We start from the raw sequence: 25,250 nt of genomic DNA on the forward strand, positions 1-25,250 counted from the left end.
TCACTCCCTGGACACTTTTACGTCGTTGGGAGAAAAGCCCGGATGGTTCATCGCGTTGCTCTGCGTCACTTGAGTCACCCGTGTGGCGTCGGCAAATTGCTTGTAGGCCACCACCAGCGCCGGCAGGCTTTCCTGAAACGATTTGGTGACCTGGCGCACACCGGATGACGCCACTGCCTTGAGATGCGCAATCAGCGCTTCCTTCACATCGTTGATTGCCTGGTGATGTTTGGGATCAGCCTTGTCCAGCATCGGGTCGATTGCCACCCCGACCGCCTGCTGCAGCGCTTTCATTTCTTCGGTCACCGGCACTTCCTGACGGGTCACCGGTTGATCCGCCTGATGCGCCACCGAAGGTGTCGACGACAGCTTCACCGCCGGAGTCGCCACCGGCATCGACGCGACCCACTGCGCCACTTTCACCAGCATGGTGTCCTGCACCAGATCGGCCATGGCTTGCGCCGCCGCGTTGGTGTCCTTGCCGGTGGTGATCTTCGGCGCATCGGCCTTGCGAATGGCTTCGAGTTGTTGGGACACGTCGGCAATCACGCCACGGTAGCCCTCCTTCGCGAATACCTTGAGTTCCTTGATATCGCCGAGCAGGCCCTTGAACTCCGCCGCCACTTCCTTGGGCAATTCCTTCACGGCTTTGACCAGTTCAGTGATTTGCTTGTACTGCTCGATCAGCGGTTTGAGCTGCTCCTTGATCACCTCATAGACCCCGGTCAGGCTGTTGCGCAGATTGGCAATGCCGATCCGCGCAGCCTTGATCAATGTCATCGCCTGCTCGAAGCGCGCCACCGCAGAACCCAGCAAAGTGTCAGCCTTGGCCAACAGAACTTTTTGCGTACTGACCGTGGCGGTCGGAAACGGCAACGGCCGGTCCGGGTAAAACTTCAGACTGAACGTCACCAGCCCGCCGTCCTGGCGGGTGTGGGTCATGTCGCATTCACCAACCTTGACTTGCAGGCGTCCCAGCCACGGATGCACCAGTTCACCACTGCCCGCCTCCAAGGCTTTCAGCAGCTTGTCGCGCTGCTCCAGGCAATCGGCGCCGATGATGAACGCCGTGATGTCGTGGGTCTTGGCCTGCTGGCCGAGATCCTCGAAATACGGCAGGTCGCGTTGCGGATACTCGTGCAACTGACCTTTGCGACCGACCGGGGTTTTCGCCTGATCGATCCAGAACCCGACACCGCGAAACGATGCCGGCAACAAACGGTCACGCCAGTTCATTGGAACCTCCTGCCGACAGCGAGCGATAACCGATGCGTGACGACAGCGCCAGCCCCGGTTGATTGGATTGCGGTTGATCGGTGCGCAGCCCCGCCGGTGCATTTTCGAAGCGCACGGTCAGGCCGCCTTCGAGTTGCGTGCGGTTGTTGGCGGCGCTTTGCTGGATCAGGGCACTGGAGGATTGCGGCAGCGATCCGCCTTGCAGCGCCCCGTTTCCAGCAGGTGCGGTACTCGCGCCAAAGAATGCCGGCGCCAGCTCACCCTTGCCTTCGGCATTGGTCTGGCGCTGCGCCTGGGTCAGCGTTTCGACCTTGCCGGTGACCTTGGCGATCAACCCGGCGAAACCTCCGTCGAACAGCTCCTTGATCGGCGCGATGACGGTTTGCAGCTTTTGCCACAACTCGCCGAACCACCCGACAATCGGCCCCCAGCTCTCGATGATCTGATCCAGAGGTTTCCATTCGAACAGGGTGTGCAGAAAGTCCACGACCGGTGCAGACGCCGCCAGCACAACATCCCACAGCGCCGAAAAGACTTCCCCGACCGGCTGCCAGTACTGCGCAATCTGCTCCAGCGGCGACCACTCGAACAGGCTGGTGAAAAAGCCTTTGACCCGCTGCACTGATGTTTGCAGTGCCGTCCAGATCGGTTCGAAGTACCCGACGACACCACCCCAGGCGCTGGTGATCATTTCCATCGGGAAATAATCGAACAATGCCCGCAATGTATCCCGGGTGCTTTGCACAGCCGATTGCAGCGTCGTCCACAGCGGCTGGAAGTACGCAACAACACCGCCCCAGGCGCTGGTGATCATCTGCATGGGTGAGAAATCGAACAACGACACCAGAAACTCATTAGCCGGCTGCGCAGCTTTTCGCAGGCCATCGAACATCGGCTCGAAGAACCTGACAACGCCGCCCCACGCACTGTTGATCATCTGCATCGGCGAGAAATCGAACAGGTTTCTGAGGAACGTCATCACCGGCACACTCAAGGCCTTGAGCAGTTCCCAGATCGCCGAAAACAGCCCCGTCAGCGGTGCCCAGTTTTCCAGGATCATGCCGGCGGGCGTCCACGAGAACACCGATTTGAAGAAGTCGATGACCGGCGCAGTGACGGCTTTGACCTCTTCCCAGATGCCCGAGAAAAATCCCGCGACCGGTGACCACAGCGCCGCCAGTGCATCGAGTGGTCGCCAGTCAAGGACCGAGCGCAACGTCGCCATCGCACTCGCACCAATGTTTTTCACGCCCTCCCACATGCCTTTGAAGAACGCGCTGATCGGCGTCCAGTTGGCATAGATCAAACCGGCCGCCACCGCGATGCCCATGGCGATCAGCATGATCGGATTGGTCTTGAGCACCATGCTCATGACATCGAACACTTGCGTGGCGCCGGTGACCGCGGTTTGCATCGCCGAGAAGGCAATGGCCCCCGCAGCCAGGCCTTCCACCAGTTTCGGGTTGTCGGCAAGCAGGCTGCCGAACTGAGTCAGCATTGGCTCAAGCCCGACGACCAACGCACCGACTGCCGGCACCAGCGCCGCGTCGACAGCGGCGGAAACCTTTTCCATCGACGCACTGAACACGTTCATGTTCTGCGCAGCGGCTTTCGGCGCGGCGGGCAGATCCACGGTTTTCGCCGTCTCGCTGACTTCCGTCAATTTGCCCTGAAACGCCGCCGCCGATTTGATCCCGTCCACGAACGGCGTGATCACGCTGCCGCCCTTGAACAGACCGCTGATGTCCAGTTTGCCGAGGCCGGTCTGTTCGAGATTTTTCTTGAAACTCTCGACCTTTACTCGCAGGGCGCCGAGTTTGGGCGACAGTTCATCGATGCCCGTGATCAGCACCGGTGTTTGCACTTTCTTTTCTTCGTCTGCCATCACTGCACCTGCTGCATCGCATTGATCCGTTGCGCGTGCTCCAGCGATTCGCGGAGCACATCCAGTGGCCTGGCCATCATCTGTTCGGGGTCAACCTTCCAGAACCAGGCCAGGTCATAGGCGACTGCGATCAGGTCGGTGATGGCTCCGACGCCGCACTCATGAAAAAACTCGCAACGGCCCAGCTCAGCGCGTTGAGGTCAGCCAGATCGAGCTGGTTGACCGACGACGGTGGAATACCGGCGCACACGGCGATGTATTTGGCCGCCACGTCCATGTCGAGGCTGACTTCTTCGCTCTTGTCGATCTTGTACGGCAGCGCCTTGATCGCTCGCACTTCCTGCACCGTCGGACGGCGCAGGACGAGTTCGGTCAGGGGCTCGCCGTGAGCTTCGATCGCAACCTGAAGCTTCACGGCGCCGCTCATTGCCAGGTCCCCTTGATGCCTTCGAATTTCAGTTCGATGGTGGCGTCATCGCCCTTGGAAACCGGCTCTTCGACCAGGTAGGCACCGGCCAGCACGTAGACCTTGCCGTTGCTGAATTCGCAGGTGACGGTGATGTCGGTGCCTTCGATCAGCTTCTTCAGCGGGAAGTCGGCGGTGTGCAGCGCGGTCACTTTGAACGACGGCGCGACATCGGTTTCCTTGTAGAAACCCGGTACGACGGTTTCGCGTTTGACGGCCATCAGCGGGGCTTCGCAGCCGCCGTTGATAGTCAGTTGTGCACCGTCGACTTTGACGTAGCAGGTGCCTGCAATCACTTGACCCATGGTGTTACTCCCTTCAAATAAAAAAGCCCACCGAGGTGGGCTGAATGCTTACGGCCAAACGCGCTTATCAGGCCGCGTCGTCGTATTGCAGACGGAATTGGTTGAGCAGTGCGAACACGCGCAGACCGTTGATGTAATCCGGCGGGAACAGCACGTTCACGCGGCTCGGGTCCTGCACGTCACGCTCGACGATCAGGTGCTCGGCGAACAGCTCGGCGTTCTCCACGTGGCCTTCCAGTTCCAGCTTGGCGTACTGCGCGATCAGCTCGCCGCGAATGGTCGCTGGCGTCACGATCGGCTGGCCGGCGCCGAAACGGGTGCCGTCGGAAGCCAGTTTGTGGCGACCGTATTTGCTGGTGATCACGCTTTGCAGACGACGCACGATGAACGCCGACTGGTGCATGGTTTCGCTGTCCAGGTAGGAGTTGTCGGCCTGCCCGTAAGCGTTCTTCTGGTAGGTGGTGATCGAACGCTGGATGCGCACGTAACCGCCTTCGTAGTACGCGGTGGCGATGCCGTAGTTGAGCAGCGACTGACGCTCGGTCAGGGTGAAACGCTCGCTGGCCGGTGCAGGGTCGACGCCCGGCAGGCTGCCGCTTTGGGTCGGACGGCTGGCATCGGCGGAGATGAACACTGCGGTGCGTGCAGCCAGTGCGGCAGCCTGGACCCAGAACGGTTGCGGTACGCCCGGCTCCAGTGCCTGAATGGTCATGTGCTGGTCGTTGCGTGCCTGGCCAGCAGCAACCAGCGTGCCGACGGTGCCGCGCTTGGCGCTGTAAACGTGACCGAACAATTGCTTGGCCCAGGACCAGCGACCGGTGCTGTCATCCATCACTGCTTGCCAGGTGTTGAGGGTCGACAGATCCGACCACGGCAGTGCGATGAACTCGAACGGCTCGTCGCCCAGTGCAGCCACGGCTGCGACCTGGTCCGGCACACCGGCGCCGCCGGTCATGGCGGTGATCGCAGTGGTCAGGCCGGCCGGGGTTTCTTCGCCATTGCTCTTGCCCAGACGATTGAACTGCAGGCTGATGTCGTTACCGCTGTCGCCGGTCCATTTGGCGGTCAGGGTGACCACACCTTCGGCAGCCGCAGCGCTCACCGGCAGATCGGCGGTGGCGTTGATTTTCTGCGCCAGAGCAGTAGCCGCCTGAGCAGCGGTGGCACCGTTGACCACGGTGGCCTGCACCCGCACACCGCCGACGTACACGTTGAGCACGCCAGCCTGAGTCGCGGTGCCAGTCAGGGTCAGCACGCCTTTGGCGATGGCGCCTTCAGCGTTGTGCAGCGGCAGGCACCAGATCTCGCCGATCGGGTCGGCCTTGCGGAAGGTCTCGTACATCGAGGCGAGCATCGAGCCCTGACCACCGATGCTTTTTGCCAGCGCAACACTGGAGACCAGCACCAGTTTGCCGACTTCGGTCGGAGCGATGTTGTCGTTGACCTGAGCGACGATCAGACGGCGCATGGCCGAAGTCGCGCTATTGGCGGCCGAGTTGTCCATTTCGGCATAGAACAGCGGTACACGAATGTCCGCGGGGATGTTGCTGAATCCGATCGCCATTATTTGGCTCCCTGTGTTTTGACTTTTACGGTTTTGAGGGTGATATCGCCGTCGGCCAGACGTCGGCGCCACCAGGCGCTGTCCAGCACTTCACGGCCTTCTTTGGGCAGCAGATCGCCCGCTTCCGGGTCAGGTACGGCACGGCCAGCGGCCGGCAGTACGGTGATGCGATTGCTCATGGGGTTACGTCTCCAGAGAAAGTCAGTTCCACGCGCCCGTCAGGGCCCGGGTGTTTCAGATTGGGGTCGGCGGGGTCGATCGCATCGACCCGCACGGTGACCCCGGTAAAGGACGACAAACCGTCCAGTTCACGTTCGTGCCAACTCTCCGCAGGCTGACTGGGCAGATTGCGGCCAAGCTGGAACTCGGCAAAAAAGCGCAGCCGATAGAAGGCCCGGCTGCTGTTGATCGAGACCATCTCGCCGCCGTCATAGACGATGGCGCTGTAGTCGGTGCCCGGCTTGAACCCCACCAGCGCGCACCACAGTTCGGCGCGCAGGTCGTGCAACAGATCCAGCGCTTTTGTGCCGTCCGTAGCGTCAAGCGCCAGGACGATTTCGAAGCGATCGCGGATCGGTTGGGCGGTGAGGTTTTGCGCGGTGCTGTTACTGGCGACATCGGCCAGCGGCAGCACATGGGCCGAGGGTGTCGGCAGATCGGCATTGCCTTGCAGCAACGCCAGATCGACACCCACCGCAATGTGATTGGCAAGGCTTGGGCATTGCCCACGCAGTTGCGTGAGGATCGGGGTGATCTTCATGGTGGTGTTCCAGAGTTGAATGAAAAGCGGTCTGCAGAACACTGCAAAACCTGTGGGAGCTGGCTTGCCAGCGATGGCGGTGGATCAACCGGCATCTTTTGAATGGGCTGGCCTCTTCGCGGGCAAGCCCGCTCCCACAGGGATCTTCATCGCAGTGACAAAGCGGGGAATCAGTCCTTGGCTTCGGCTTTCGGATCGAGGCCGGTTGCTTCGATCAGGCAGCGATAGCTTTCCTCGCGCTTGCCGCTGGCGGTGACTTTTTTGATCGACCAGCGACCGCGCATGAAGTCTGGCCAGGTGTCATCGAGTACCAACAGGCCTTCGGCAGCCAGTAGCGGATCGCCCGGGCAAGTGACCTTCAGCTTGTATTTCTCGCGCAGCATCTTGCGCACTTCGGCTTCGCCGATGGCCCTGGCTTCTTCTTCACTCGCCTGTTTCTGGCGAATGACCTTGTAGGGTGCGGAACCGGTGATCACCTCCTGCAGCTTGCCAAGAGCACCGTCCCAAAAGCAGGTCTTGCAACCCTGATTCTGGGTGCGGGCAGTCTCTTCCAGTGTCGCGCTGATAAAGGCGTGATCACCCGGTCGATTGTTGCTGGTCACCGACAGCCTGACGTCCGGTATCACCTGGCCCGAGAGGTTTTTCAGCTGCGCCGGTTTAGCCAGCACGTAGAGGTTGTTGAACGGTTTGGCCACCGCGTCGTACTTCTTTGCCAGTCGCGTGATGAAGCTCATGTCGGTTTCGTTCGACTGGTCGACATGAGCAATCCGGATCAGCGCCAGCTCAGGATCGACGCGCGGCGAAAAATCGTGCCGCGAGACCAGTTCGCGAAACAGTGCGCCAAGGGTGGTGGGGCCATGACTGGCCGTACGCCGTTCCTTGAATCCGGTTTCGTCCTTGCCGCTGAAGGGCGCGGCCGTAGCGACCAGCGTCAGGCGCAGCGGGAACAGCGTTGGTGTCAGTCTGGTCACCTTGAATTGGCCCTTTTCGACCAGCCCGGATTCCAGATAACCCACCCGCAGGCCGATGGTTCCGCCCAGGGTCGGCAAGCCTTCGAGGCCTTCCAGGTCGATCACCAGTGTCAGTTGATCGGACTCCATCCCGGCAGCATCAACGTGCTCCCAACTGATCAGACGCTGATTCAGCAAGTCTTTGTTGGCCCCATAGATTTCGATCGCCGGGGTGAATCCCTGTGTCATGCAACCTCCTTAGTCCCAGGCCAGAACCGGTTTGATCGCGGCGGGTCTGCTGTCGAGTTCCGGCAATGTCACCCAGACACCTGCCGGGAGAATCGGACCACGTTCGGCCAAGGTCGGGTTGAGTTTCCACAGGGCTTCTTCGGCGCTGTCATCGCTGCGACCGGTTTCACGGTAGAGCAACAGATTCACCGAATCGCCGGCCATGCTTCGTACCTTACGCATTGTTGAACTCCGCCAGTTCAAGGGTCCAGTCGACCACCATCGCCGTACCATCATCGATGATGCAGGTCTGGGTTTCCTGAACCATGGTGATTCGCCACAGGCCCCAATTACGGCCGATGCCATCAATCAGCGGTAGCGGCACACGAAGGGCTTGCAGCGCCCGCAGCTCATCCAGCCGATCCATGGCCACCGCGTACATTGATTTACCGGTGATGGTCAGGGTTTCGGGTTTCTGGCCAATTTGATGGGACTTGGGTTTGCTGGTGAGAATCTGCAGTTCCGTCCAGCCGCCGTCGGACTTGCGCAGAAAACTGCTGTAGGCAAAGCCGCGTGACAGGCCAAAGATGAAACTGCCCAGGGCCATTTGTTGTTTCATGTGGCGACTCCATCGGTCAGGGCTGCGTCACGTCGTGTGGCGAGGGGATTGGTCGGCATGATCTGGCCCAACTGCCCCATGGTGGTTTGCACCACCAGATTGGCCAGTGCCTGGGCGCTGGTCTGGTCCTGACCATTGATGTTAATGGTTGAGTTGAACGTGACCGGCTGGCTGGCGACTGGGGTGGCAGGTGCCCCGGGGATCGTGGAAATCGCCGAAGTCGCGATAAGGTCTTTGCTGACCTGTGCAGGTGAGCCGAGACGATCGACTTGTGTCCCTAGCTTGTCGCCCAGGGATTCACCGATCGCGCCCCCCGCCATGCTTCCGAGCCACCCGCCAATTGCCGTGCCCACACCGGGCAAAATCAACGTGCCAAGTGCTGCACCGACGGCGGCCCCAGCAGAAGACCCGGCCAACGAGGCACCGGACGACACGACGGCACGCGTATCGCCCTTCATGACGCCGGTGACCATTTCATATCCGGCACTGAGCAACCGCAGCGGCGGTGCCCGTTTGGCAAGCAGTCTACCTGCCTTGGCGTAAGAACCGGACAGTGAAGCGGCCGGAGCAGGACTGACGGCTGATGACCCTGCAAATGCGGTCATGCTTGCCGGCCAGGACGTGCCGGACAGGCGGGGCAGAACGGGTCGTGCCGGCGACGCCGGCGGTGCACTGATCCGTAGTGGCCGAGGGGGCACTGTGCGGGGGCTTTTCCCGCCTCGACCGGTTTGTTCACGTCTGACTCGAGGCTTGGTGCTTGAGCGGCGAGGCTTGGTGCTTGACCGGCGAGGCTTGAGTTTGTCGCCTGTCCCGCCGCCTAGCGGTTTGCAGCAGCAGTCATGGCCCGCGCTATTTCCGGCAGACGTTTTCCTGGCTTTCGGGTCTTCAATATCGGCAATCAAACCGCCAAGACCGAGCGGCAATTTTGAAGCGACGCCCTTGAGCAGTTTGTCGGTGAAATTGCCGAATGCCTTGGCCATCACCGCCACCACGATGGCCGACAGTCCAACGCCCGCAAGGGCCAATGCCGTCGAGGTCTTGGGATGGGCTTCAGCCATATCGGCCACGCCATTGGTCATATTCGTCAGCGAGTCCAGCGTGCCGGTCGCATCCGGCGCCAATGCCGTGATCAAACGATTGAGACTGGCATCGAACGCGTTCCAGCTTCGCTGCGGGTCTTTGCCCGCAGGCTCGGCGCTGCGTTCAATCGCGCCGCTGTAAGCCGGCGTCAATGGATCATCAGGCTTGAGCAATGAAAGCGGCGTCTGAGCCTCCCCGGGCTTGCCCATCCACTGGCGCACGCCCCCTTCACCGTTGAATGGCGATGCGAGGCTGCCCTGGGTCGCTTGCGACGGCACAAGCGTCGACGTTCCTTCCAGTTTGGCCGGCGCGACCAGCGAAAATGCCTTTTGCAGGTCTTCGGGTTTCGCCAGCAGTTTGCGAACACCGTCGTCGCCACCGAAAAGTGTCTTGACCAGCTCCGTTTGCTGCTCTGCCGGTTGTTGCTTCAATGCCGCCAACGCTTTGACAAGGTTGTCCGGTACGTTTTCAGTCAACTTGCCGGGATCAAGGCCCAACGCCTTCCACGCCGACTGCTCGGCCGCCGAGCCTTGGGTGCCTTTGCCCAGGGCTGCGCTGATACTTTTCACCGCCGCGCCGGTACCGGCCTTGTCGACATCAGCGTTGAGCAACGCGGCTGACAGCGCCGCCAACTGCTCGGGCAGGATCCCCACTGCAACGGCCGACTCGCCGGATTGCTGCACGACCGAGCCGATGTCGGCAGCCGTCGCATTCAGTCCGCTGTTGCCCAGATGCTGAGTCGCATCGGCCAGCAGCTGACCTTGAGTGCGATCCAGTTTCATCGACAATTGCCAGGCCGACAGCATTTCACCGGCCGACTTCAGGCTGATGCCGAACGCCGACGCATTGACCGCTGCATCCTGGGCAAAGTCCAGCAGCACCTGTTCCTTGTCGGCGCCCTTGAGGCCCGCGCCAATCCCGGATCGGCCAGCCGCGACTTCAACCTGCACCAGATCCACGACCGTCGCCCCACTGCCGGCAACTCGTTTGTCGGTGGCCAGTTCAAGGTTGGCTTTCGACAGCGTGTCGAGGTCGCCACCCAGGCCTTGAACCTGCTTGATCTGCGCCATGGCGGTTTCCAGGGCCATGGCCGATTGCAGGTAGGCCGGAGGCGAGCGTTGTTCAATCTCAGCCTTGAGCTTTGACTTGCTCTCGCCGCCAGCCGCCGGTGCGGCAGTTACCATTGGCACCTTGAACGATGCCAGGGCCGTGTTCAGCCCCAGGACAACGGCGCCGAGTTTGATCTGTTCACGCACCAGACTGCGGATGTCCAGGCTGGCCGTGAGCAGCGCCTCTTTCAGTTCGGACAGTGGTTTGATCAGGCTGTCTGTGGCCGATCCGCCTGCCGATAAACCGGAACCCGCGCCGCCGGTTTGCGCGGCGTACATCAGCGAAAACGATGTGTCTGCCATGCCGCTCTACTCCTGTTTCACGCCAAGGCGAGTGATCGCTATGTCGTAGCGGCGCAACGCCTTTTCGGCGTCCCACTCCAGAATCTCCGCCTCACTTACCGGGTAAATGAGCGGGACGATATCGAGGATTACTTCGATGTCGCGTTCCGAAAGTAGGCCGCCGGCTGGTTTAAAAAATCGTCGATGCGCACCTGCAATTGGGTCCAGTCAGGGACGCTCAGCTGGGCCAGATCAGGGATCATCAGACCGGTACAATGCGCGGTGATGAACTCGGCGCGTTCCTTGGCCGTTTTCAGTTTCTTCATCACTTTGGTGGCGCGCAGTGCGGGCATTTCCAGCGACAGCGAGGTCACGGTGCGGCCAGTCACGGCGAGCGGTTGCAGCAGCTGCACCTGGTCAGGATCGTCGGACTTTTCCGCGTCCTCGACCTGCTCCAGAAAGTACGACGCCGGACGGGTCGACATCTCGTGCACATACTGGGCGATGCTCACGTAGTCCGGGCGTTTCAGCTGGTCGAGTTCCTTGACCGACAGGCCGGTGGCGAGCAGCGCCAGTTCGAAGAACTGATCGTCCTCATCATCGCCGGCGCGTTCCAGCGCTTCTTTCTGCGCGGCGTAGAACAGCGGCTTGAGCTGGATCTGTTCGATCTGCGTGCCGTCGTCGCCGGTGATCGGCGACAGCAGGTCATGCTTGGGTGGCATCCACGACATGTATGAATTCCTTGGTGATTCTTGAAGGGGTGTTGCAGCACTTGGGAGAAGAAACCTTTGTGGCGAGGGGATTCATCCCCGATGGGCTGCGCAGCAGCCCCGCTTATGGATGGGTGCGGTATCCGCTAAATCGCCAACTCAATGCTGGGGCCGCTTCGCGCCCCATCGGGGATGAATCCCCTCACCACAAAAGCTCCTTCCCACAAGTTTTGGTGCAGGGCTTGCTTACCGCGTTACGGCATCAGCACCGCACGACGCGCATCACCGAGGATGTCTACACCGTTGAGCACGAATTTCTGGGTGCGCACGTCGATGTCGATCACCGGCACGCCGTTTTCCAGGCGGTTGTAGGTGCGGCAGGAGAAGTCCAGCGTGGTCAGGGCTTTGCCGCCCATCTTGATCGCGTCTTCACCCATGGTTTTGAGCTTGCCGCCGATGGTGTGGTAGGTGAACCAGGTGTTGCCGTCCTGATCCTGACCGGCTTCACGCACGTTCAGCAGGATGTCGTCGCCCAGCTTCACCCCCATCGCCAGCAACACTTCAGCACCGGTGCCTTGCAGCTTGATCTGAGCATTCAGCGGCTTGGCGCTCTTGGCCATTTCCTCAACGATGAAGCGCCCGCCCGTCATGTTTTCCATGTCGAAGTCGATCTTCGGCGGAGTGAACTCCTCAACGGTCGCCGACAACGGCAGGCCTTGCAGGGTGGCCGCGATGGCCTGTCTTACGCGGTTGGTAAACATTAGAGAACGTCCTCCAGGAACTGCTCGATGATTTCATCGCGGGCGTTGAGTTGATAAACCATGTGTTCGTTCGGCGCGTAGCGGCCGTAGTCGATGACCACGTACCAGGTGCCGTTCTTGTACTTCTCGATGCTGTTGAGTTCCGGGTGCAGGTAGACGCTGCCGCCAGGAATGGTTTCGTCGGCGACCAGGGTCTGCAGCCAGTCGTTGATGCGCTTGACCTCCTGATCCATGAATGACTTGGTCAGGTTCTTGGCCATGGCTTTCTGGCCGGCCTTGACCAGCTTGCGGCTGATCGCATCTTCGAGGCCGACGTAGCTGATGAACTTGCCGGTGATCGAGCGGTTACCCAGCAGCGAGAAACCGCCGAGCACGGTGCGGGCGTAGTAGCTCACGCCGTAGCGGTTGAGCAGATCGCCTTCGGTGGAAGTGTCGAGAATGTTGTATTCAACGACGCGGGACACGTCTTCGGCGTAGGTCACCTGGTTGCCCGGGCTCTCCCACTGCTTGACCTTGGCCAGTGCGGCAATCGCCAGGCTCGACGGCGCGAGGAAGACGTTTTTCTTCGCCGCTTTCGAGTACACGGCCGGCATGTTGTGCACCACCAGGCAACGGTCAAAACCGAGGTCGGCACCGCCCAGTTCCTGGCTGTAGGTCACTTGATCAGCGACCGAGGCGTCCTTGCCGTCCAGCACCACACGGGCCTTGATGCGCTTGCCGAACGAGGCGAACTCGCTGGCCACCGCTTTGGTGCCGGTGAAGCCCGGCGCGCCGATGATGGTCAGGTCTTCCGGGACGCTGCCCAGTGCGGCCAGACCGAGCTTGCGGCCGGTGGTTGGATCAACACCACCGATGACCGCGTTAACGGTGTCGGCCGGAGTCGCGCCCGCTTCGACGATCACCACGTACACCGGCACCTTGACCACTTTGAGGATCTGGTAAACCGCGTGGTACAGCGTGCCCTCTTCAGCGCCGGTCGGATCGAGCAGCGCGTGGGTGGTGAAGCTGTTGATGCGGAACGGTGCGTTGCGCGGAATCAGCGGATCGGCTTTCGGCGCGGTGCCGACCAGACCGATGACGTTGTCACCCAGGCCACCCATGGCCTCGGGGGATTCGGTGGCATTGACGGTAATGCCGTTGTGCTCGAAGTTCAAAACCTCAGCCATGTTCAGTCAGCCTTCTTGGCAGCGGCCTTTTTGGCCTGGTTAGTCATTGCGGTCGACTGATCGACCCCGTTGTTGTCGCTCAGCGCAAGGCGACCGGCAGTGAACAAAGCACTGGCCTCCACGTCGAGCAGGTCAAGTTGCTGGCCGGCGCTCGACCAGTGTCCATTTCCGGTAGGAAATGGAATGAGCACGGTGTAAGTTTGGCGGTGTGCCATTTCGGTTTTCTCCAGATACAAAAAAGCCCCTTGTTTGAGGAAGGGGCTGTCAGGGGCTATTGGATAAAGGGATGGCCCAGAGTACGTGGGCGCTGCTGCTTATTTGTTGCAGATCAGACGCGCTGTATTACACGCCTCATTCAAATGTTGACGACTGCTTGGTGTCGACGCGATTTGCTCCACCCAAGATAATTCGGTTAAATTGCCAGCGATATTTGAAGCTGATTCGACATCATAAAAAACCTGGCTAGGTCATCTAGCCCAAAACGGCCTTTTCAAAACATGATTTTCAGTTCATGGCAATTTATACTTCTTTTCTTGCCTATTTCATTTTTCGTTTATTTTTGGCTGAACCATCGGCGCCTGATTATTGCCGGAAAGGTCTGGCTGGTAGCCGCAAGCCTGTTTTTCTATGCGTATTGGGATATCCAGTATCTGCCTTTGATATTGGGATCGATTTTCATGAACTTCGCCATTGGCACCGGGCTCGCTCAAGCCTACCTGCCAGCCCAGGAAAATAGAAAACCACATCACGCAATCAACAGAAAAGTCGTATTAACCACAGGCATTGCGGCCAACCTACTGTTGCTCGGGTACTTCAAGTACACGGACTTTCTACTCAGCAATATCAATACCGTACTGGGCACAGATTATCCTCTGCCGCACATATTACTGCCTTTGGCGATCAGCTTTTTCACCTTCACACAAATTGTATATCTGGTGGACAGTTACCGAGGAGAGACTGCAGAGTACGATCTTCTTAACTACTCACTTTTCGTCACTTTTTTCCCCCACCTCATTGCCGGCCCGATTGTTCATCACCGACAAATAATGCCGCAATTCGCGTCTCGCTGGACCCTGAGCATCAGATACTCAAACATCATCAAGGGGTTATTTATATTTTCAATAGGGCTCTTCAAGAAAGTTGTCATTGCCGATAGTTTTGCGGTGTGGGCCACTGCCGGTTTTGATGGCAACCATGCTCTCGACTTTTATTCAGCGTGGGCGGCCAGCCTGTCTTATACATTTCAGCTGTATTTTGATTTCAGCGGATATTGCGACATGGCGATCGGTGCCTCGTTACTTTTCAATATATGGCTGCCAATAAACTTCAACTCCCCCTACAAAGCCCTCGACATCCAGGACTTCTGGCGCCGCTGGCACATCACGCTCAGCAGTTTTTTACGCGATTACCTGTATATACCGCTCGGGGGCAACCGCTCCGGTGAGTTCCGCACGTACATAAACCTGTTCGCCACTTTCCTACTGGGTGGCCTATGGCATGGCGCAACCTGGATGTTTGTCATTTGGGGAGCTCTGCACGGCGCAGCGCTGGTCATCCACAGATTCTGGAAACAGCTGCGCTGCCCTATGCCCACTGCACTCGCCTGGATCGTGACGTTTATGTTCGTCAACATCACCTGGGTCTTCTTCCGGGCCAAGACTCTGGACGATGCCATGCGAGTACTCAGCGGAATGGTCGACTTCAAATCTGCTGCCGGCCAACAAATTGCCGCTTTATCCACCCACGAGCTGGCTTGGGGAGGCTGGCTGTCCGACGTCCTGATCCGCTATCTGCCGACCGGCTCGATTGGCCTTATACCGACCTATGTAGCGATCATGCTTGCGTTCGTGCTGATCAGCCGGAAAAACTCAATGGAAATGGCAAACGGGACCATCGGAAGATGGAGAACATTGTATGGTGCGGCTCTGTTTTCGATCGCAATGTGCTTCTCGTTGGCCGCTACCAGCACCGTTTTCCTTTACTTTAATTTTTGATGCCAACAATCATGAAACCTAAAGTAATCTTTTTTATTGCGCTCAACTTGTTGGTGCTTCTCTCCATACCCGCAATCAATATCTTTGAGGCGCCCAATCGTGGTGCTATCAATTGGAAGAGCAAGGCATTCCTCTATAACATGGATTTCGCTCCCAGATGGGCAGCTGCCGTTCTTTACCCTTTAGGCATAAGCACTGACCCGCAACAGGTCATCATCGGAAAAGACGGCTGGTTATACCTTGGAGACATGTACCTCAGTACACTGTCCGAAGACCGACGCGCTGCATCCGAAACAGATCTGGCGCTCGGCAAGCAGATCGGAGCTGCGATGTCCGCCTGGGATGCTTATTTGACAGGTAAGGGCGTCAAAGTCTTTCGGCTCATGATCGGTCCCAACAAAGGCACGATCTATCCCGAACACTTACCCGAGTGGGCCCGACCTGCTCCGCATAATCCAACCGATGCCTTGATCTCGCAGGACTCCGGGAATCGTTTCGTCGATTTACGTGCTCCGTTGCTTGAAGCAAAAAACACACTGCCACATGCTCTCTACTACAAAACGGACACCCACTGGAACGCTGTCGGCGCTGCCGTCGGATTCCGCGCATTTGCGCAAACGATAGGCATATCCGACCCAACCATTGTGTGGCCATCGCCGACGGCGTACGCCATCGTTGAGACACCGCTGAGAAAAGGTGGAGACCTGGCCAATTTTCTTCGTTTGAGCGCTAGCCTGGATGATGAAGAACCCGTTATCAGTGCCTCGACACTAGCGATCACGACGACGACGATTGATTTCGACAGCAAAAAAACACTGACCAAAGGCGCAAACCTACCGATCAAGGCGCCGAACACGCCGATTCTCGTTGAGTCAAAAGGTGCCTTGAATGACAAAAAAGTGCTGTGGTTACGCGACTCCTTTGGTAACTCGCTGTCGCCTTTGATGGCGGCGACATTCAAGAATGTCATTCAATTGCATTGGAGTGAAGCACTCAAACCCGGTGGCCGTTTTCAACAACTTGTAGACGAGTGGAAGCCCGATTATGTCTTTGTCACCGTCGTCGAGCGCGCCGCACGATCAGAGTTTTTTACTTATTTCCCTCCTGCGGCATTTCTTCCTGACACCGGCGAATTCAAGACTGTCAGCAGCGCGATACCAATCAGCGACAATCAACTGATTCACGGCGAGTCTGGCAATGATTATGAAATCACTGGCAATGACGCGCTTATCAACTTTTCGCTTTCGAAACCGGTCACACCGACGGACGTCGAATATCTGAGCCTGAACCTTTCGTGCGCTGACGGCACACAAGCCATCCCCATGCAATTCTTCTGGCTGGATGAAACCCGTCCTGCATTTGATGAGGAGCACAGTGTTAAATTCACTGCACCCACCGGGCGCCATCTGCTGGATCTCAGAACGTTGCCAAAGTGGTCTTCCGCGTCAAACGTCAAACTCATTCGGCTTGATTTTGAAGCCAACAAGTCATGTTTTCACGTAAGAATCGAACCTCCGACACTGGACGCAAGAACTGGCCGAGAGACAAAGGCCGATAAACTTATCGATTGATAGGGTCATGTGCACGCGCCCTGCACTATGGGGCGCTCACCAAGGTTTTGGCAGCAACTCGGCCGGCAGCGACAACGGCCACCCTTCCCCAAGCATGGCGTGGGTATAGGTATCCGTCTCAATGGCACGAAGCAACGCCAGTTCCCGGTCAAAACACGCCTGGACGTGAGCACGTACAGCCTTGGCAATAGCGAGAATCTGTTCGGCACCGATTTCGACGAAACCATTCAGGGTTTTAAAGTTGCAGCGGTACTCGGGGTCGAGAATGGCGGACAGACCGGTGCTGGCGATCAGTGCTTGGCTGTCGCGAGTGGTTTCGATCAACAGGCCTTCCACGTTTACTCCGCTAGCCTCTCGTCGAAATCGTTCATTCGCCACGAGCATTGGCAGGTTCGGTGCAGCAGCTGGAAATGGTTGTTTGACAACTGAACCCTCTACCAACATCCAGATGCCATCAATTTCCCGGATCGTCTTGAAATACAGATCGTCCGGTATCTCGAGAGCACCCTCGGGAATTTGCTCGTGAGTTGCGGAGTCATAGCGGCCACACAACTCAAAGTTCTCATTGAATATTGCGTATTTCATTCTGGCTCCTAGTAACCAATGGCAAGCCATCGAGCGATCTGCTGACCGGTGTATGTGTTCTGAAGCTTGAACTGATTGTTACTGATCATATCGGCATTAACGGTTCCCTGAGCGGGAGTCCCGAAACTTGCCGTGATGCTTGCACACGCGGCTGGAAAGGCTAGCGGAAACGGGTACGTCATCGTCGTGCTGCCAGGAATGTTCTGATATCCCCATTGAATGACAATGCCGCCAAGCCATGAGGGGAAAACGATATAACCATTGGCCTGTTTGAGAATCTGAAAACCCCGGCGCAACTTTTTTGGTGTGACGAAGGTTTGATCGTCAGTACCCGAGTCTGTCTGCGCTTGAGAGGCAACTTTCGCTGTGCCTTGATTGAGTTCGGTCGCTTGTTGAGCCAGAACGGTCAAGGCGGCGATGTCGATGCTTCCCTGATTGACCGGGGCATTCCAGGCTTTGATGCACCACATGACGGCGATGTTGCGGGGACGGGTTTCCGTCCCACCGGTATCCACAGTCGTGACAGCAGTCACTGTTTGCATCGTGACACCGGTGTCTACAGCAGAAAGAAAGGCTCCTGAAGATATGGCTGCAGCCGCGCCATTGACTTTACCTCCCTCCCACACACCAGCAGGATCAAGAGTTGCACCGGTCTCATCAAAATAACGGTGGTTGTGGGTCTTGAATAAATCGGTTTGGGCACTGCCAACAGTTCGTCCTCCATCCACACCTCGCCCGTGATCCCAACCACGCAGGAACTCACCGCGCGACTCAGGCAAGCGGAAGTTACCCGCCCCCTCGTTACCCTTGTTGTAAGTGGTACCTAGAAAAGCCGCCAGATCCGGATAAGTCGCAATGCTCTGCACACTGCCATCCAGCTCCAGATAACCCGGCGCAACGATGCCGGTTGGGAATGCCAGAATGGCGCCCACCGGAACAGCGGATTTGAGCCGCTCGACTTCCTTGGCAAGAGCGGCAACATCGATGTTTCCCTGATTGACCGGGGCATTCCAGGTTTTGATACACCACATGAAGGCAATGTTGTGGGGGCGGGTTTCAGCAGCCGTTCTCGGCGTCCCAAATTCGGGTGTGAACAGATCCGGAGTCGGCGCCCCGACATGGGTTCCTATCAGCGGCGAACCAACGGTACTAGGATTCATGTTCGCAACAGCTGTGGAGCTGATCGAATTGACCAAAGTGGCGCCACCGGTTCCAGCAACACGAACCGGCGAATGGTAGTGGCCCTGCATTGCATCAAGCTGCGTACTGCCTAGCGCGCGGCCTGTATCGATTCCCCGCCCATGATCCCATCCGCGCAAGAACTCACCACGCGCTTCCGGCAAACGGAAATTCCCAACCCCCTCATCGCCCTTGTTGAACTTGCCGCCCAGATAAGCGCTCAAGTCCGGGTAAGTCGCACTGCTCTTGACGCTGTTATCCAGCTCCAGAAAACCCGGCGGCGGTGCATCCACCGGGAACGCGACAATCGAACCCACGGGCAATGCCGATGCCTTGGCGATCAGCGCTTCAACCTCAGCTTTGGTGTAGGAGTCCTTGATGCCAAACCCGGCCAGCGTTTCAGGATTCGCACCTGCCGTCGCCCGACCATATTCATCAACCGTCAGGCTCTTGTAAGTGCCGGCAGCAATACCGGTACGCCCGGCGAGCATCTTGAACGTCAGCGCGGTGGTGCCAAGAGTGATCGGCGCATTGGTGGTCAGGTGCCACAGCGAATCACCGTTGGCCGTACCCTCCTCGACCATGACCGTCAGGCCCGGCGTGACCTTGGCGCTGGTATTGGCATCAGTCGCCCGCACCCAGTCGCCATTGGCGACAATCCACAGGCCGTTGTCCTTGGCCAGGGTCTGGTTCGCCAGCAGCACGCGGTCGCCGGCGATCACGGCGACGCCGTCAATCTGCTGCGCACCGTTCAACACGATGTTGGTAGAGGCCGCGACGCGCACCGATTGCTTGCCATCGAGTTTGCCGAGTTCTTCGGCGAGGTAACTCATGACCCACGCACGTGTGGCCTTGACCACGGTGTCATCGATCAGCAGCGTTACCAGCGACGCATTGCTGGTCTCGAAAATCGAGCGAATGTAGAACTCTTTGCCCGAGCCCGACGTCGCCAGTACCGGTTTGAACGACTCCGGGTATTTGACGATGGCGTAGAGGATCCCGGTGTCGGTCCACAGCCCCGCCTCACGCACATACCAGCCGCCGACATCCGGCGGAATGGTCACTTCGGCGAGCAGCCAGCTCGGGTTTTTCTCGTCCTGGAACAGGGCATTGAGCGGACCGCGCCAGACTTCGCGTTTAAGCGCCGTGGCGGTCGCGGCCGGGTTATAGACCGAGCCGCCGCCATCACCGACAGAAATCTGCGTCAGCTTGATCGGCAGCCCTGCGGCCTTGCACGCCGTTTCGTAGGCAATCCCTGCGTTGGTGAGCAGGGTGTAATAGTCAGCCATTCAGGCCCCCTGAGGATAAATAGTGGATGTTTCGACGGTGTACATCGCGGCGGCCATGAACGCCTCGCCAGAGGTTTCGAGTCCCTCGATGAACACCGGATAAACCGTCGTCAACTCACCGCAGAAAGTCGCGGCGGCGATGGAGTGGCTGCCGAACGCGCTCAAGCCAACCGTCACCGAAAGAATGTCCCGCTCGCTCTTGGCATCAGCCAGACGCCGGTCGAGACGGGCGTCGATTTCTGCGCTGTAGGGTTGGTCGCTGAAGGCCCGCACGCTGAAACTGTAAGGCACGCCGGGCGGCGTCTGTTCGTACCAGGCGCGGACTTCGGGGCGCAGTTGCAAACCCTTGGCCGCGTTCTCCAGCGCCTTGCGAGTACCGGCCTGCCGCGCGGTGGGCCAGGCCAGTTCGACGGTCAGGCGTTTTTCCGCTTCTGGCGCGGCGGTGCTCCATTCGGCGACACCGCGATCCGCCGCCAGATATGGCAGAAATTCCACCGGCGTTTGGCTCGGATTCATCAGTTCAGGGAACGGCGGCGCGATGCGATCCAGCAGTGTGCCGAAGCCCACATCCAGCCCGCGCTCGAGTGCCGAGCTATTGGCCGGCAACAGGGTCGGGCGTTGTGTTGACTCACTCATAACGTCAACACCTCGACCTCGACCGCGGTGCAGTAAGGCGCCTGAAACGCAGTGCTCACGATCGGCTCCAGCGGCTCGAGAATCTGCAGTTGCACGGCGCCAGCGCTGTGCAACGTGTAGTCGATCCAGCTCGGGTCGACACGCCCTTCGAGGCGATGGCAACTGTCGGCGTAGGCCTGCAATTGTTGCTGCGCGGCGACTTTGGTCAGGCCCGAGTCGGGGCCGGAATTGATCTTCGCCACCACGCGGATTTTGTAGCGCTGAATGTCGGCAGCCTTGACCGTGACCAGATCGGTTTCCGGTCGCACATCGGGCCGGGCGAAGTGCTGGCGTACACCGTCAAGCAACGCTGCAGACGGGGTACCATCGCCGTCTCGCGACAACACCGTGACCTGCACCTCACCCGGCGCCGTGCGGCGACCGTTGCCGTCCTTGACCTGTGCAGCGAGGCCGTCCGGATTGAAGGTGTAGGTGACATTCACCACACCGGCGTCGGTGGATTCGACCTTCACTGTCGGCCGTTCACCGAGGGTGAATACCTCGCGGCGATACTGCATTCGCGAGCCCGCTGCCGGGGCATGTGGCGCCAGGTAATAACGCAACCGGGCGTCGTCGTCGCTTTCGGAAATCGCGGGCACCGGCGGGAACGCTGCCGGGTCGCCCGGATCGAGCAACTGCCGCTCCAGGCCCATGTCCGCCAGCCGTGCATCGAGGTTGCTGCCGGTCGCCCACCACGCCAGCATCTGCTTGATGCGGGCGTTGTATTTGCGTTCGTGGGTTTGCAGGCGCACGCAGAAAGCCTCGAGCGCCAGGGTCAGCAATTCGCTTTCGTTATCGAGGCTGGTCTTGAGTTTCGCTACGCTGTCCGGCGCTCGGGCGCCGACATACTCGACAACGAAGGTCTTGAACTCGGCGAGCAAGTCTTCAAAAGCGTCGACAGTGATCAGCGCCGGTTCGGCCAACTGATTCTGGCCGGGGATCAACATGCTCATGTCACTACCTCGAAGGTCTGTTGACGGTTTTTCCAGGTGCCGGCGAAACGCAGCAGCAGACCGGCGCCCTGACGGCTGGCGACGATCACGCTCGGCTGAAAATCGCTAATCCCGTTCTGCGCGTTGTAGAACGCCTGAGCCGCGTGGCTCTGGGCCAGGAGCAGAACGTCGTCACCGAGGTTCTGCCCCAGCAGCGTGGGAATCAGCGAGCCATAGAGGGGCCTTTTTTGCCGGGTGCCCAGCGGCGTGGTCAGGGCTCGTGTCGCGCGCTGCACGAACTGCAGCCAGTCGTCGACCGTGGCCCCGGAGTCTCTATCGATTCCGATCATGGGAAGCTCTTGATTCAGGGGCTGATGACGCGGCCCTGGTGATCCACCAACGGGCCGGCGAAGTGCACGCCCGAGGCGTCGATGCTCAGGCCGACGCCCCCCAGTTGCAGGCTGATCAGCTGTGGCGTCATCGTCAGTTGCGCAGGGCCGATGCTCAGTTCAAGCGATTCGCGAGAACCGGTGAAAGCCGCCGGGCCGTTCTGCCAGTGCAGTGTGTGTGTGGCGTCGTCGTAGCCGCTTTCACTGCCGTCGACATGCACCCGGCGCGTCAGCGTCGGTACCGTTGCCGTCGGTGGAAAGCGGTCACTGTTCAAACCGAACAACGCCACGCTTTGCGCGCCACCTTCGCCGCTGCCGTAGTTGAGCAGCAGGCATTGCTCGCCCACGCTGGGAATCCGCGATTCGCTCTGCGCTCCGGCGCTGGGGTTGAAGAATTTGATGGCGGGCGTCAGCAGTCCACCGTGGCTGACCTGGCAGGTGTTGCTCGCGGCATCGACTGTCTGACAGACGCCGATGCGACAGAAACTCTCGGCGCGGCGGTGCAGGTCGTCGATTTCCGCTTCCATCTCGGCCAGCCGCTCGATGATCGGCCCCAGTTGCATGCGCAGTAATGCGTCGAACATCGGTCAGGCCTCCAGCGCGGTGTACTGGTCGGGGTCGTCGATGTCGCTGACTTCCCAGGTACGGGCGAATTTCGGCGTGCCGAGCGGATCATCGAGCAAGGTCAGGCCGAGATAGAGGGTCTGGGTGAAGGTCAGCGTCCATGCCTTGTATGGCTGGTCGGCGCGGACCAGCACTGACGGCAAACCGTCAATGTTCATCGGCAAATCGCATTGATCGCCGGGCAGCCCCCAGCGGTTGTCAGTGATCAGGTTTTTCAGCACGGCGATCAGATCGCAGGCGGCAAAGGCACTGGCGGACACTGCCGGAATGACTTGCAGCGATACGGTCATGACGTGGGCGATACGTCCGTCGGCGCCACGCACTCCGGGCGCATTACGGTCGAAGTCGATCAATGCCCAGGCCTGAGCGCCGGGGGTGGTGAAGTCGTCGTGATTGCCGACCTGCAGATTCAGGCCGGCGCTGTTACGCAAGGTTGTCGCCATCGCCATGAACAGCTGCGAAGGCTGCTGGATCGGTGCGGGCATGCATGACCTCCTTTTCAATTGTCCACGCGCAGCCCCGCCGCATCGTTTGCAGCGAGGCAGGAAAGTGTTGAGTTACTGTGGATCGCGCGGCGGGGGAACTTCGCAGACGCCGATGCGCTTGGCGGCCCAGCGTTCGTAGAGACCGATGGCGACGTCGGCACCGGCCATGGCGGTCAGGCAACCGAAGGCACCAGCGGCCCAGATGGATAATCCGGCGGCATACAGCAGCATGATCGCCGAGACGCCGCAGATCATGCAGGCACCGGAGCGCAGGGCCAGACGCCGCAGCAATGACCAGCCACGAGCGCCCTCCTTGTCGGCGCGCCACATTTCGCCGGACACCCCGCCCACCACGGCAAGGAGGATGACCAGCCAGATCGGCATGTCCGCCAACGCTTGTTGCTCGTTTGTCATGTCACGCCTCCGTAGGTGATTGATGAGTGTTGTGTGTTGGGTTCAAACGATTTCTCTTGAGGCAGGCATTCCAAAAAGCCCGGCGCTGAGGCCGGGCTTTTCAGTAATGCACTCCTGATGCAGCGGATGACGGTTGCGACTGGATCAGAACGGCGCCACTGGCCAGTTGACTGTGTACGGATAGCCGGACTGTTTCGACATATCGCCCAGCTCAACGCAGTACTGCTTGTAAGCCAACAACAAGGCCTGGTCGTCAGGTGTGGCAACGCCAAGGTCGGCTTTGTATTGCAGTGGATGCACCAACAGCCACTTGCTGGCAGCCGTCAGCAACTCCAGAGCGTCTTGGGCCACGTCTTTTTCGCGTTCTTGATAGGTTGGTTCACTGAAAACCCAGTCAACATAATTGATGGTTTCCGCCTTCCATCCGACCTGAACAGCCGGGTTTGCTGTGATATCAACCCAACCACCACCTGACAGGTACTCGGGTGTTTCCTCAGCTTCCACAATCTGCATGATTTTTTTGAACGGTTTCGCATAGTCGTATCGAACGTAAGCATAACGATTCATCTACTTCTCCTTGTTGAGGCGAGCGTCAGCCCTTGGGGTTTGCGTACCTGGATGTCCGCGCAATCGTTGTGAATGAAGCAAATATCAGGCAGGCATTCCAAAAAGCCCGGTGTTTGAACGCCGGGCTTTTCAGTAATGCGCTCCTTCGCCTTCCTTTAAGTCCTTTACTCAAAAAAGGAAGCTGACTGTTCGGCGCTACTGGCGCGGTACGAGTCCATTCAAATTGTTTTTCCGACCGCGGTCCCTGCCCGCCGGATAACTGCTCTTGGTGCTTTACGCTGCACACCCGGGTCAGTTGCCAACCCTCTGAACCGTTGAGGCCGGTTCATCGCTGCCTGTTCTTGTGGAACTAAAGAGCTGTTGTTGCCAGCCGCTTTGTCGAGCGGCTTGGTGGCAAGAATATGCATGGATGCATATACAGTCAATGCATAAATGCATTTATTTATGCACAGGAAATGCACGAACGCATGCAGGCCGCATAAATCAAGGGCTCGAGGGTTTTATTCAGGCGAAAAAAAACCCGCCATGAGGCGGGTTTCTGTGACGGGTGAAAATCTATCGGGCGTACATGCCCCACCAGAAGACGTGACCGAGGATGACGATCTGCTCGTCCTGCATGTCCTGAAAGCTGTAGTCTTCGTCCGGATGCTCATCGCGGTTGAAACTGCGCAGACGGATGCCGGTCGGCAGGCGGTAGAGCTGCTTCACGCGCAACTGACCATTGTGATTGATCGCGTAAAGGTCACCATCGATGATATCGCCGATGCCGCACTTGCCGGCGTTGACTCCGACCGTGGCGCCATCCCGCAACACCGGCATCATGCTGTTACCGCGCACCGTCACGCATTTGGCCTGGTCGAACTGCACACCGTTATGGCGCAGGCTGCGCTTGCCGAAGCGCAGGCTAGAGCGTTCGCTCTCTTCGATGACGAATCTTCCTGATCCAGCAGCCAATTCAACCTCACGAAGGAAGGGCACCGACACCTCGTCGTCATCGACAGGAGTATCGTCGTCCCACAGGCTTATGTCCTTGAGTTCCGCATGCACGTCATCGCGCGCGCCGCCAGTCGCCGGGGCGACATCGGCGCGACCACGCAATTGATCAGTGCTTACATTGAAGTATTCGGCAATCTTCGAAATGTGTTTATCCGAAGGATCGACGATCTTCCCGCTGAGAATCCGCGAGAGCGTTGATTGAGGCACGCCGGTGCGACGGTGGAGCTCCGTGGGGGAGATCCCGTGCTGGTCGAGCAGTGCTCTTAAGACGGAGGATACGTTGCGTTTTTGCATAACGCGCATAGTGCTTGAAGTTTTTTCCGAAGACAAATGCTGATTTGCATAAATCATGCATAAATCACAATTAAATGCAGAAAGTGTCAGCCGGCCGTCATGCCTGCGTCGAGCCGACCGCCCATGGTAACCTTG

At 58.9% G+C, this 25,250-nt stretch carries 27 protein-coding genes; 2 read left to right on the plus strand and 25 right to left on the minus strand.

Annotation, left to right across the window (positions count from 1 at the left end):
* The 15 genes from ACU680_RS08225 to ACU680_RS08295 form a co-directional block, all read right to left on the minus strand.
* Nucleotides 1–1,236 carry a DNA circularization protein gene (locus tag ACU680_RS08225; RefSeq protein ID WP_448179184.1) on the minus strand — a complete coding sequence of 412 codons (1,236 nt, stop codon included), beginning with the start codon at nucleotides 1,234–1,236 and terminating at the stop codon, nucleotides 1–3.
* Nucleotides 1,223–3,121, minus strand: coding sequence for a phage tail protein (locus ACU680_RS08230; RefSeq protein WP_448179185.1), 1,899 nt, complete (start codon nucleotides 3,119–3,121; stop codon nucleotides 1,223–1,225). The genes ACU680_RS08225 and ACU680_RS08230 overlap by 14 nt, the downstream gene beginning before the upstream one ends.
* 130 nt (nucleotides 3,122–3,251) lie before the next feature.
* Complete coding sequence (locus ACU680_RS08235; RefSeq protein ID WP_003222226.1) at nucleotides 3,252–3,548, minus strand: phage tail assembly protein; 297 nt, start codon at nucleotides 3,546–3,548, stop codon at nucleotides 3,252–3,254.
* Nucleotides 3,545–3,892 carry a phage tail tube protein gene (locus ACU680_RS08240; RefSeq protein ID WP_007964335.1) on the minus strand — a complete coding sequence of 116 codons (348 nt, stop codon included), beginning with the start codon at nucleotides 3,890–3,892 and terminating at the stop codon, nucleotides 3,545–3,547. The genes ACU680_RS08235 and ACU680_RS08240 overlap by 4 nt, the downstream gene beginning before the upstream one ends.
* 67 nt (nucleotides 3,893–3,959) lie before the next feature.
* Nucleotides 3,960–5,456 (minus strand): phage tail sheath subtilisin-like domain-containing protein, encoded by a 1,497-nt coding sequence (locus tag ACU680_RS08245; RefSeq protein ID WP_448179186.1) that lies wholly within the window; start codon nucleotides 5,454–5,456, stop codon nucleotides 3,960–3,962.
* Entirely contained in the window at nucleotides 5,456–5,635 is a 180-nt protein-coding gene (locus ACU680_RS08250) for a DUF2635 domain-containing protein (RefSeq protein ID WP_007964333.1), read from the minus strand. The genes ACU680_RS08245 and ACU680_RS08250 overlap by 1 nt, the downstream gene beginning before the upstream one ends.
* The gene (locus tag ACU680_RS08255) at nucleotides 5,632–6,216 is read right to left on the minus strand and encodes a phage tail terminator protein (RefSeq protein WP_448179187.1); all 585 of its coding nucleotides are present in this window, start codon (nucleotides 6,214–6,216) and stop codon (nucleotides 5,632–5,634) included. The genes ACU680_RS08250 and ACU680_RS08255 overlap by 4 nt, the downstream gene beginning before the upstream one ends.
* Nucleotides 6,217–6,386: 170 nt before the next feature.
* The gene (locus ACU680_RS08260; RefSeq protein ID WP_448179188.1) at nucleotides 6,387–7,415 is read right to left on the minus strand and encodes a phage late control D family protein; all 1,029 of its coding nucleotides are present in this window, start codon (nucleotides 7,413–7,415) and stop codon (nucleotides 6,387–6,389) included.
* Between the two features lie 9 nt (nucleotides 7,416–7,424).
* Nucleotides 7,425–7,637: a tail protein X gene (locus ACU680_RS08265; RefSeq protein WP_400764482.1), complete on the minus strand. Its 213-nt coding sequence runs from the start codon at nucleotides 7,635–7,637 to the stop codon at nucleotides 7,425–7,427.
* A complete protein-coding gene (locus ACU680_RS08270) occupies nucleotides 7,630–8,013 on the minus strand; it encodes a phage tail protein (RefSeq protein ID WP_007964328.1) in 384 nt (127 codons plus the stop codon). The genes ACU680_RS08265 and ACU680_RS08270 overlap by 8 nt, the downstream gene beginning before the upstream one ends.
* Entirely contained in the window at nucleotides 8,010–10,505 is a 2,496-nt protein-coding gene (locus ACU680_RS08275; protein WP_448179189.1) for a phage tail tape measure protein, read from the minus strand. Before ACU680_RS08275 ends, ACU680_RS08270 begins: the two co-directional genes overlap by 4 nt.
* A 128-nt stretch (nucleotides 10,506–10,633) precedes the next feature.
* Nucleotides 10,634–11,215, minus strand: a complete 582-nt coding sequence (locus tag ACU680_RS08280; RefSeq protein WP_448179190.1) for a phage tail assembly protein — start codon at nucleotides 11,213–11,215, stop codon at nucleotides 10,634–10,636.
* A 233-nt stretch (nucleotides 11,216–11,448) separates the two neighbouring features.
* Entirely contained in the window at nucleotides 11,449–11,955 is a 507-nt protein-coding gene (locus tag ACU680_RS08285; RefSeq protein ID WP_007964324.1) for a phage major tail tube protein, read from the minus strand.
* Nucleotides 11,955–13,121, minus strand: a complete 1,167-nt coding sequence (locus ACU680_RS08290; RefSeq protein ID WP_448179191.1) for a phage tail sheath protein — start codon at nucleotides 13,119–13,121, stop codon at nucleotides 11,955–11,957. Before ACU680_RS08290 ends, ACU680_RS08285 begins: the two co-directional genes overlap by 1 nt.
* Nucleotides 13,122–13,123: 2 nt before the next feature.
* Complete coding sequence (locus ACU680_RS08295; protein WP_367083385.1) at nucleotides 13,124–13,336, minus strand: hypothetical protein; 213 nt, start codon at nucleotides 13,334–13,336, stop codon at nucleotides 13,124–13,126.
* A 282-nt stretch (nucleotides 13,337–13,618) separates the two neighbouring features.
* On the opposite strand from ACU680_RS08295, the gene ACU680_RS08300 reads away from it, so the two are divergent.
* The gene (locus ACU680_RS08300; protein WP_367083384.1) at nucleotides 13,619–15,115 is read left to right on the plus strand and encodes an MBOAT family O-acyltransferase; all 1,497 of its coding nucleotides are present in this window, start codon (nucleotides 13,619–13,621) and stop codon (nucleotides 15,113–15,115) included.
* Nucleotides 15,116–15,126: 11 nt separating this feature from the next.
* Nucleotides 15,127–16,686, plus strand: a complete 1,560-nt coding sequence (locus ACU680_RS08305) for an alginate O-acetyltransferase AlgX-related protein (RefSeq protein ID WP_448179192.1) — start codon at nucleotides 15,127–15,129, stop codon at nucleotides 16,684–16,686.
* A gap of 36 nt (nucleotides 16,687–16,722) precedes the next feature.
* On the opposite strand, the gene ACU680_RS08310 is transcribed toward ACU680_RS08305, so the two are convergent.
* The 10 genes from ACU680_RS08310 to ACU680_RS08355 all read right to left on the minus strand — a co-directional run bounded on the left by ACU680_RS08310 (nucleotide 16,723) and on the right by ACU680_RS08355 (nucleotide 25,115).
* Nucleotides 16,723–17,271, minus strand: coding sequence for a DUF4376 domain-containing protein (locus ACU680_RS08310; protein ID WP_448179193.1), 549 nt, complete (start codon nucleotides 17,269–17,271; stop codon nucleotides 16,723–16,725).
* An 8-nt stretch (nucleotides 17,272–17,279) separates the two neighbouring features.
* Entirely contained in the window at nucleotides 17,280–19,739 is a 2,460-nt protein-coding gene (locus tag ACU680_RS08315) for a phage tail-collar fiber domain-containing protein (RefSeq protein ID WP_367083378.1), read from the minus strand.
* Nucleotides 19,740–20,375 carry a phage tail protein I gene (locus ACU680_RS08320; protein WP_448179194.1) on the minus strand — a complete coding sequence of 212 codons (636 nt, stop codon included), beginning with the start codon at nucleotides 20,373–20,375 and terminating at the stop codon, nucleotides 19,740–19,742.
* Nucleotides 20,372–21,367, minus strand: coding sequence for a baseplate J/gp47 family protein (locus tag ACU680_RS08325; RefSeq protein WP_448179195.1), 996 nt, complete (start codon nucleotides 21,365–21,367; stop codon nucleotides 20,372–20,374). The genes ACU680_RS08320 and ACU680_RS08325 overlap by 4 nt, the downstream gene beginning before the upstream one ends.
* The gene (locus tag ACU680_RS08330) at nucleotides 21,364–21,696 is read right to left on the minus strand and encodes a phage baseplate protein (protein ID WP_003222189.1); all 333 of its coding nucleotides are present in this window, start codon (nucleotides 21,694–21,696) and stop codon (nucleotides 21,364–21,366) included. Before ACU680_RS08330 ends, ACU680_RS08325 begins: the two co-directional genes overlap by 4 nt.
* A gap of 14 nt (nucleotides 21,697–21,710) precedes the next feature.
* Nucleotides 21,711–22,319 carry a phage baseplate assembly protein V gene (locus ACU680_RS08335; protein ID WP_448179196.1) on the minus strand — a complete coding sequence of 203 codons (609 nt, stop codon included), beginning with the start codon at nucleotides 22,317–22,319 and terminating at the stop codon, nucleotides 21,711–21,713.
* 3 nt (nucleotides 22,320–22,322) lie between these two features.
* Complete coding sequence (locus ACU680_RS08340; RefSeq protein WP_448179197.1) at nucleotides 22,323–22,844, minus strand: hypothetical protein; 522 nt, start codon at nucleotides 22,842–22,844, stop codon at nucleotides 22,323–22,325.
* A 72-nt stretch (nucleotides 22,845–22,916) separates the two neighbouring features.
* The gene (locus ACU680_RS08345) at nucleotides 22,917–23,258 is read right to left on the minus strand and encodes a phage holin family protein (RefSeq protein ID WP_003222183.1); all 342 of its coding nucleotides are present in this window, start codon (nucleotides 23,256–23,258) and stop codon (nucleotides 22,917–22,919) included.
* A 144-nt stretch (nucleotides 23,259–23,402) separates the two neighbouring features.
* Entirely contained in the window at nucleotides 23,403–23,825 is a 423-nt protein-coding gene (locus ACU680_RS08350; protein WP_400764499.1) for a tail fiber assembly protein, read from the minus strand.
* A gap of 555 nt (nucleotides 23,826–24,380) precedes the next feature.
* A complete protein-coding gene (locus ACU680_RS08355; protein WP_103520488.1) occupies nucleotides 24,381–25,115 on the minus strand; it encodes a LexA family transcriptional regulator in 735 nt (244 codons plus the stop codon).
* Nucleotides 25,116–25,250: the final 135 nt, after the last annotated feature.

The organism is Pseudomonas sp. LF020 (assembly GCF_053456425.1).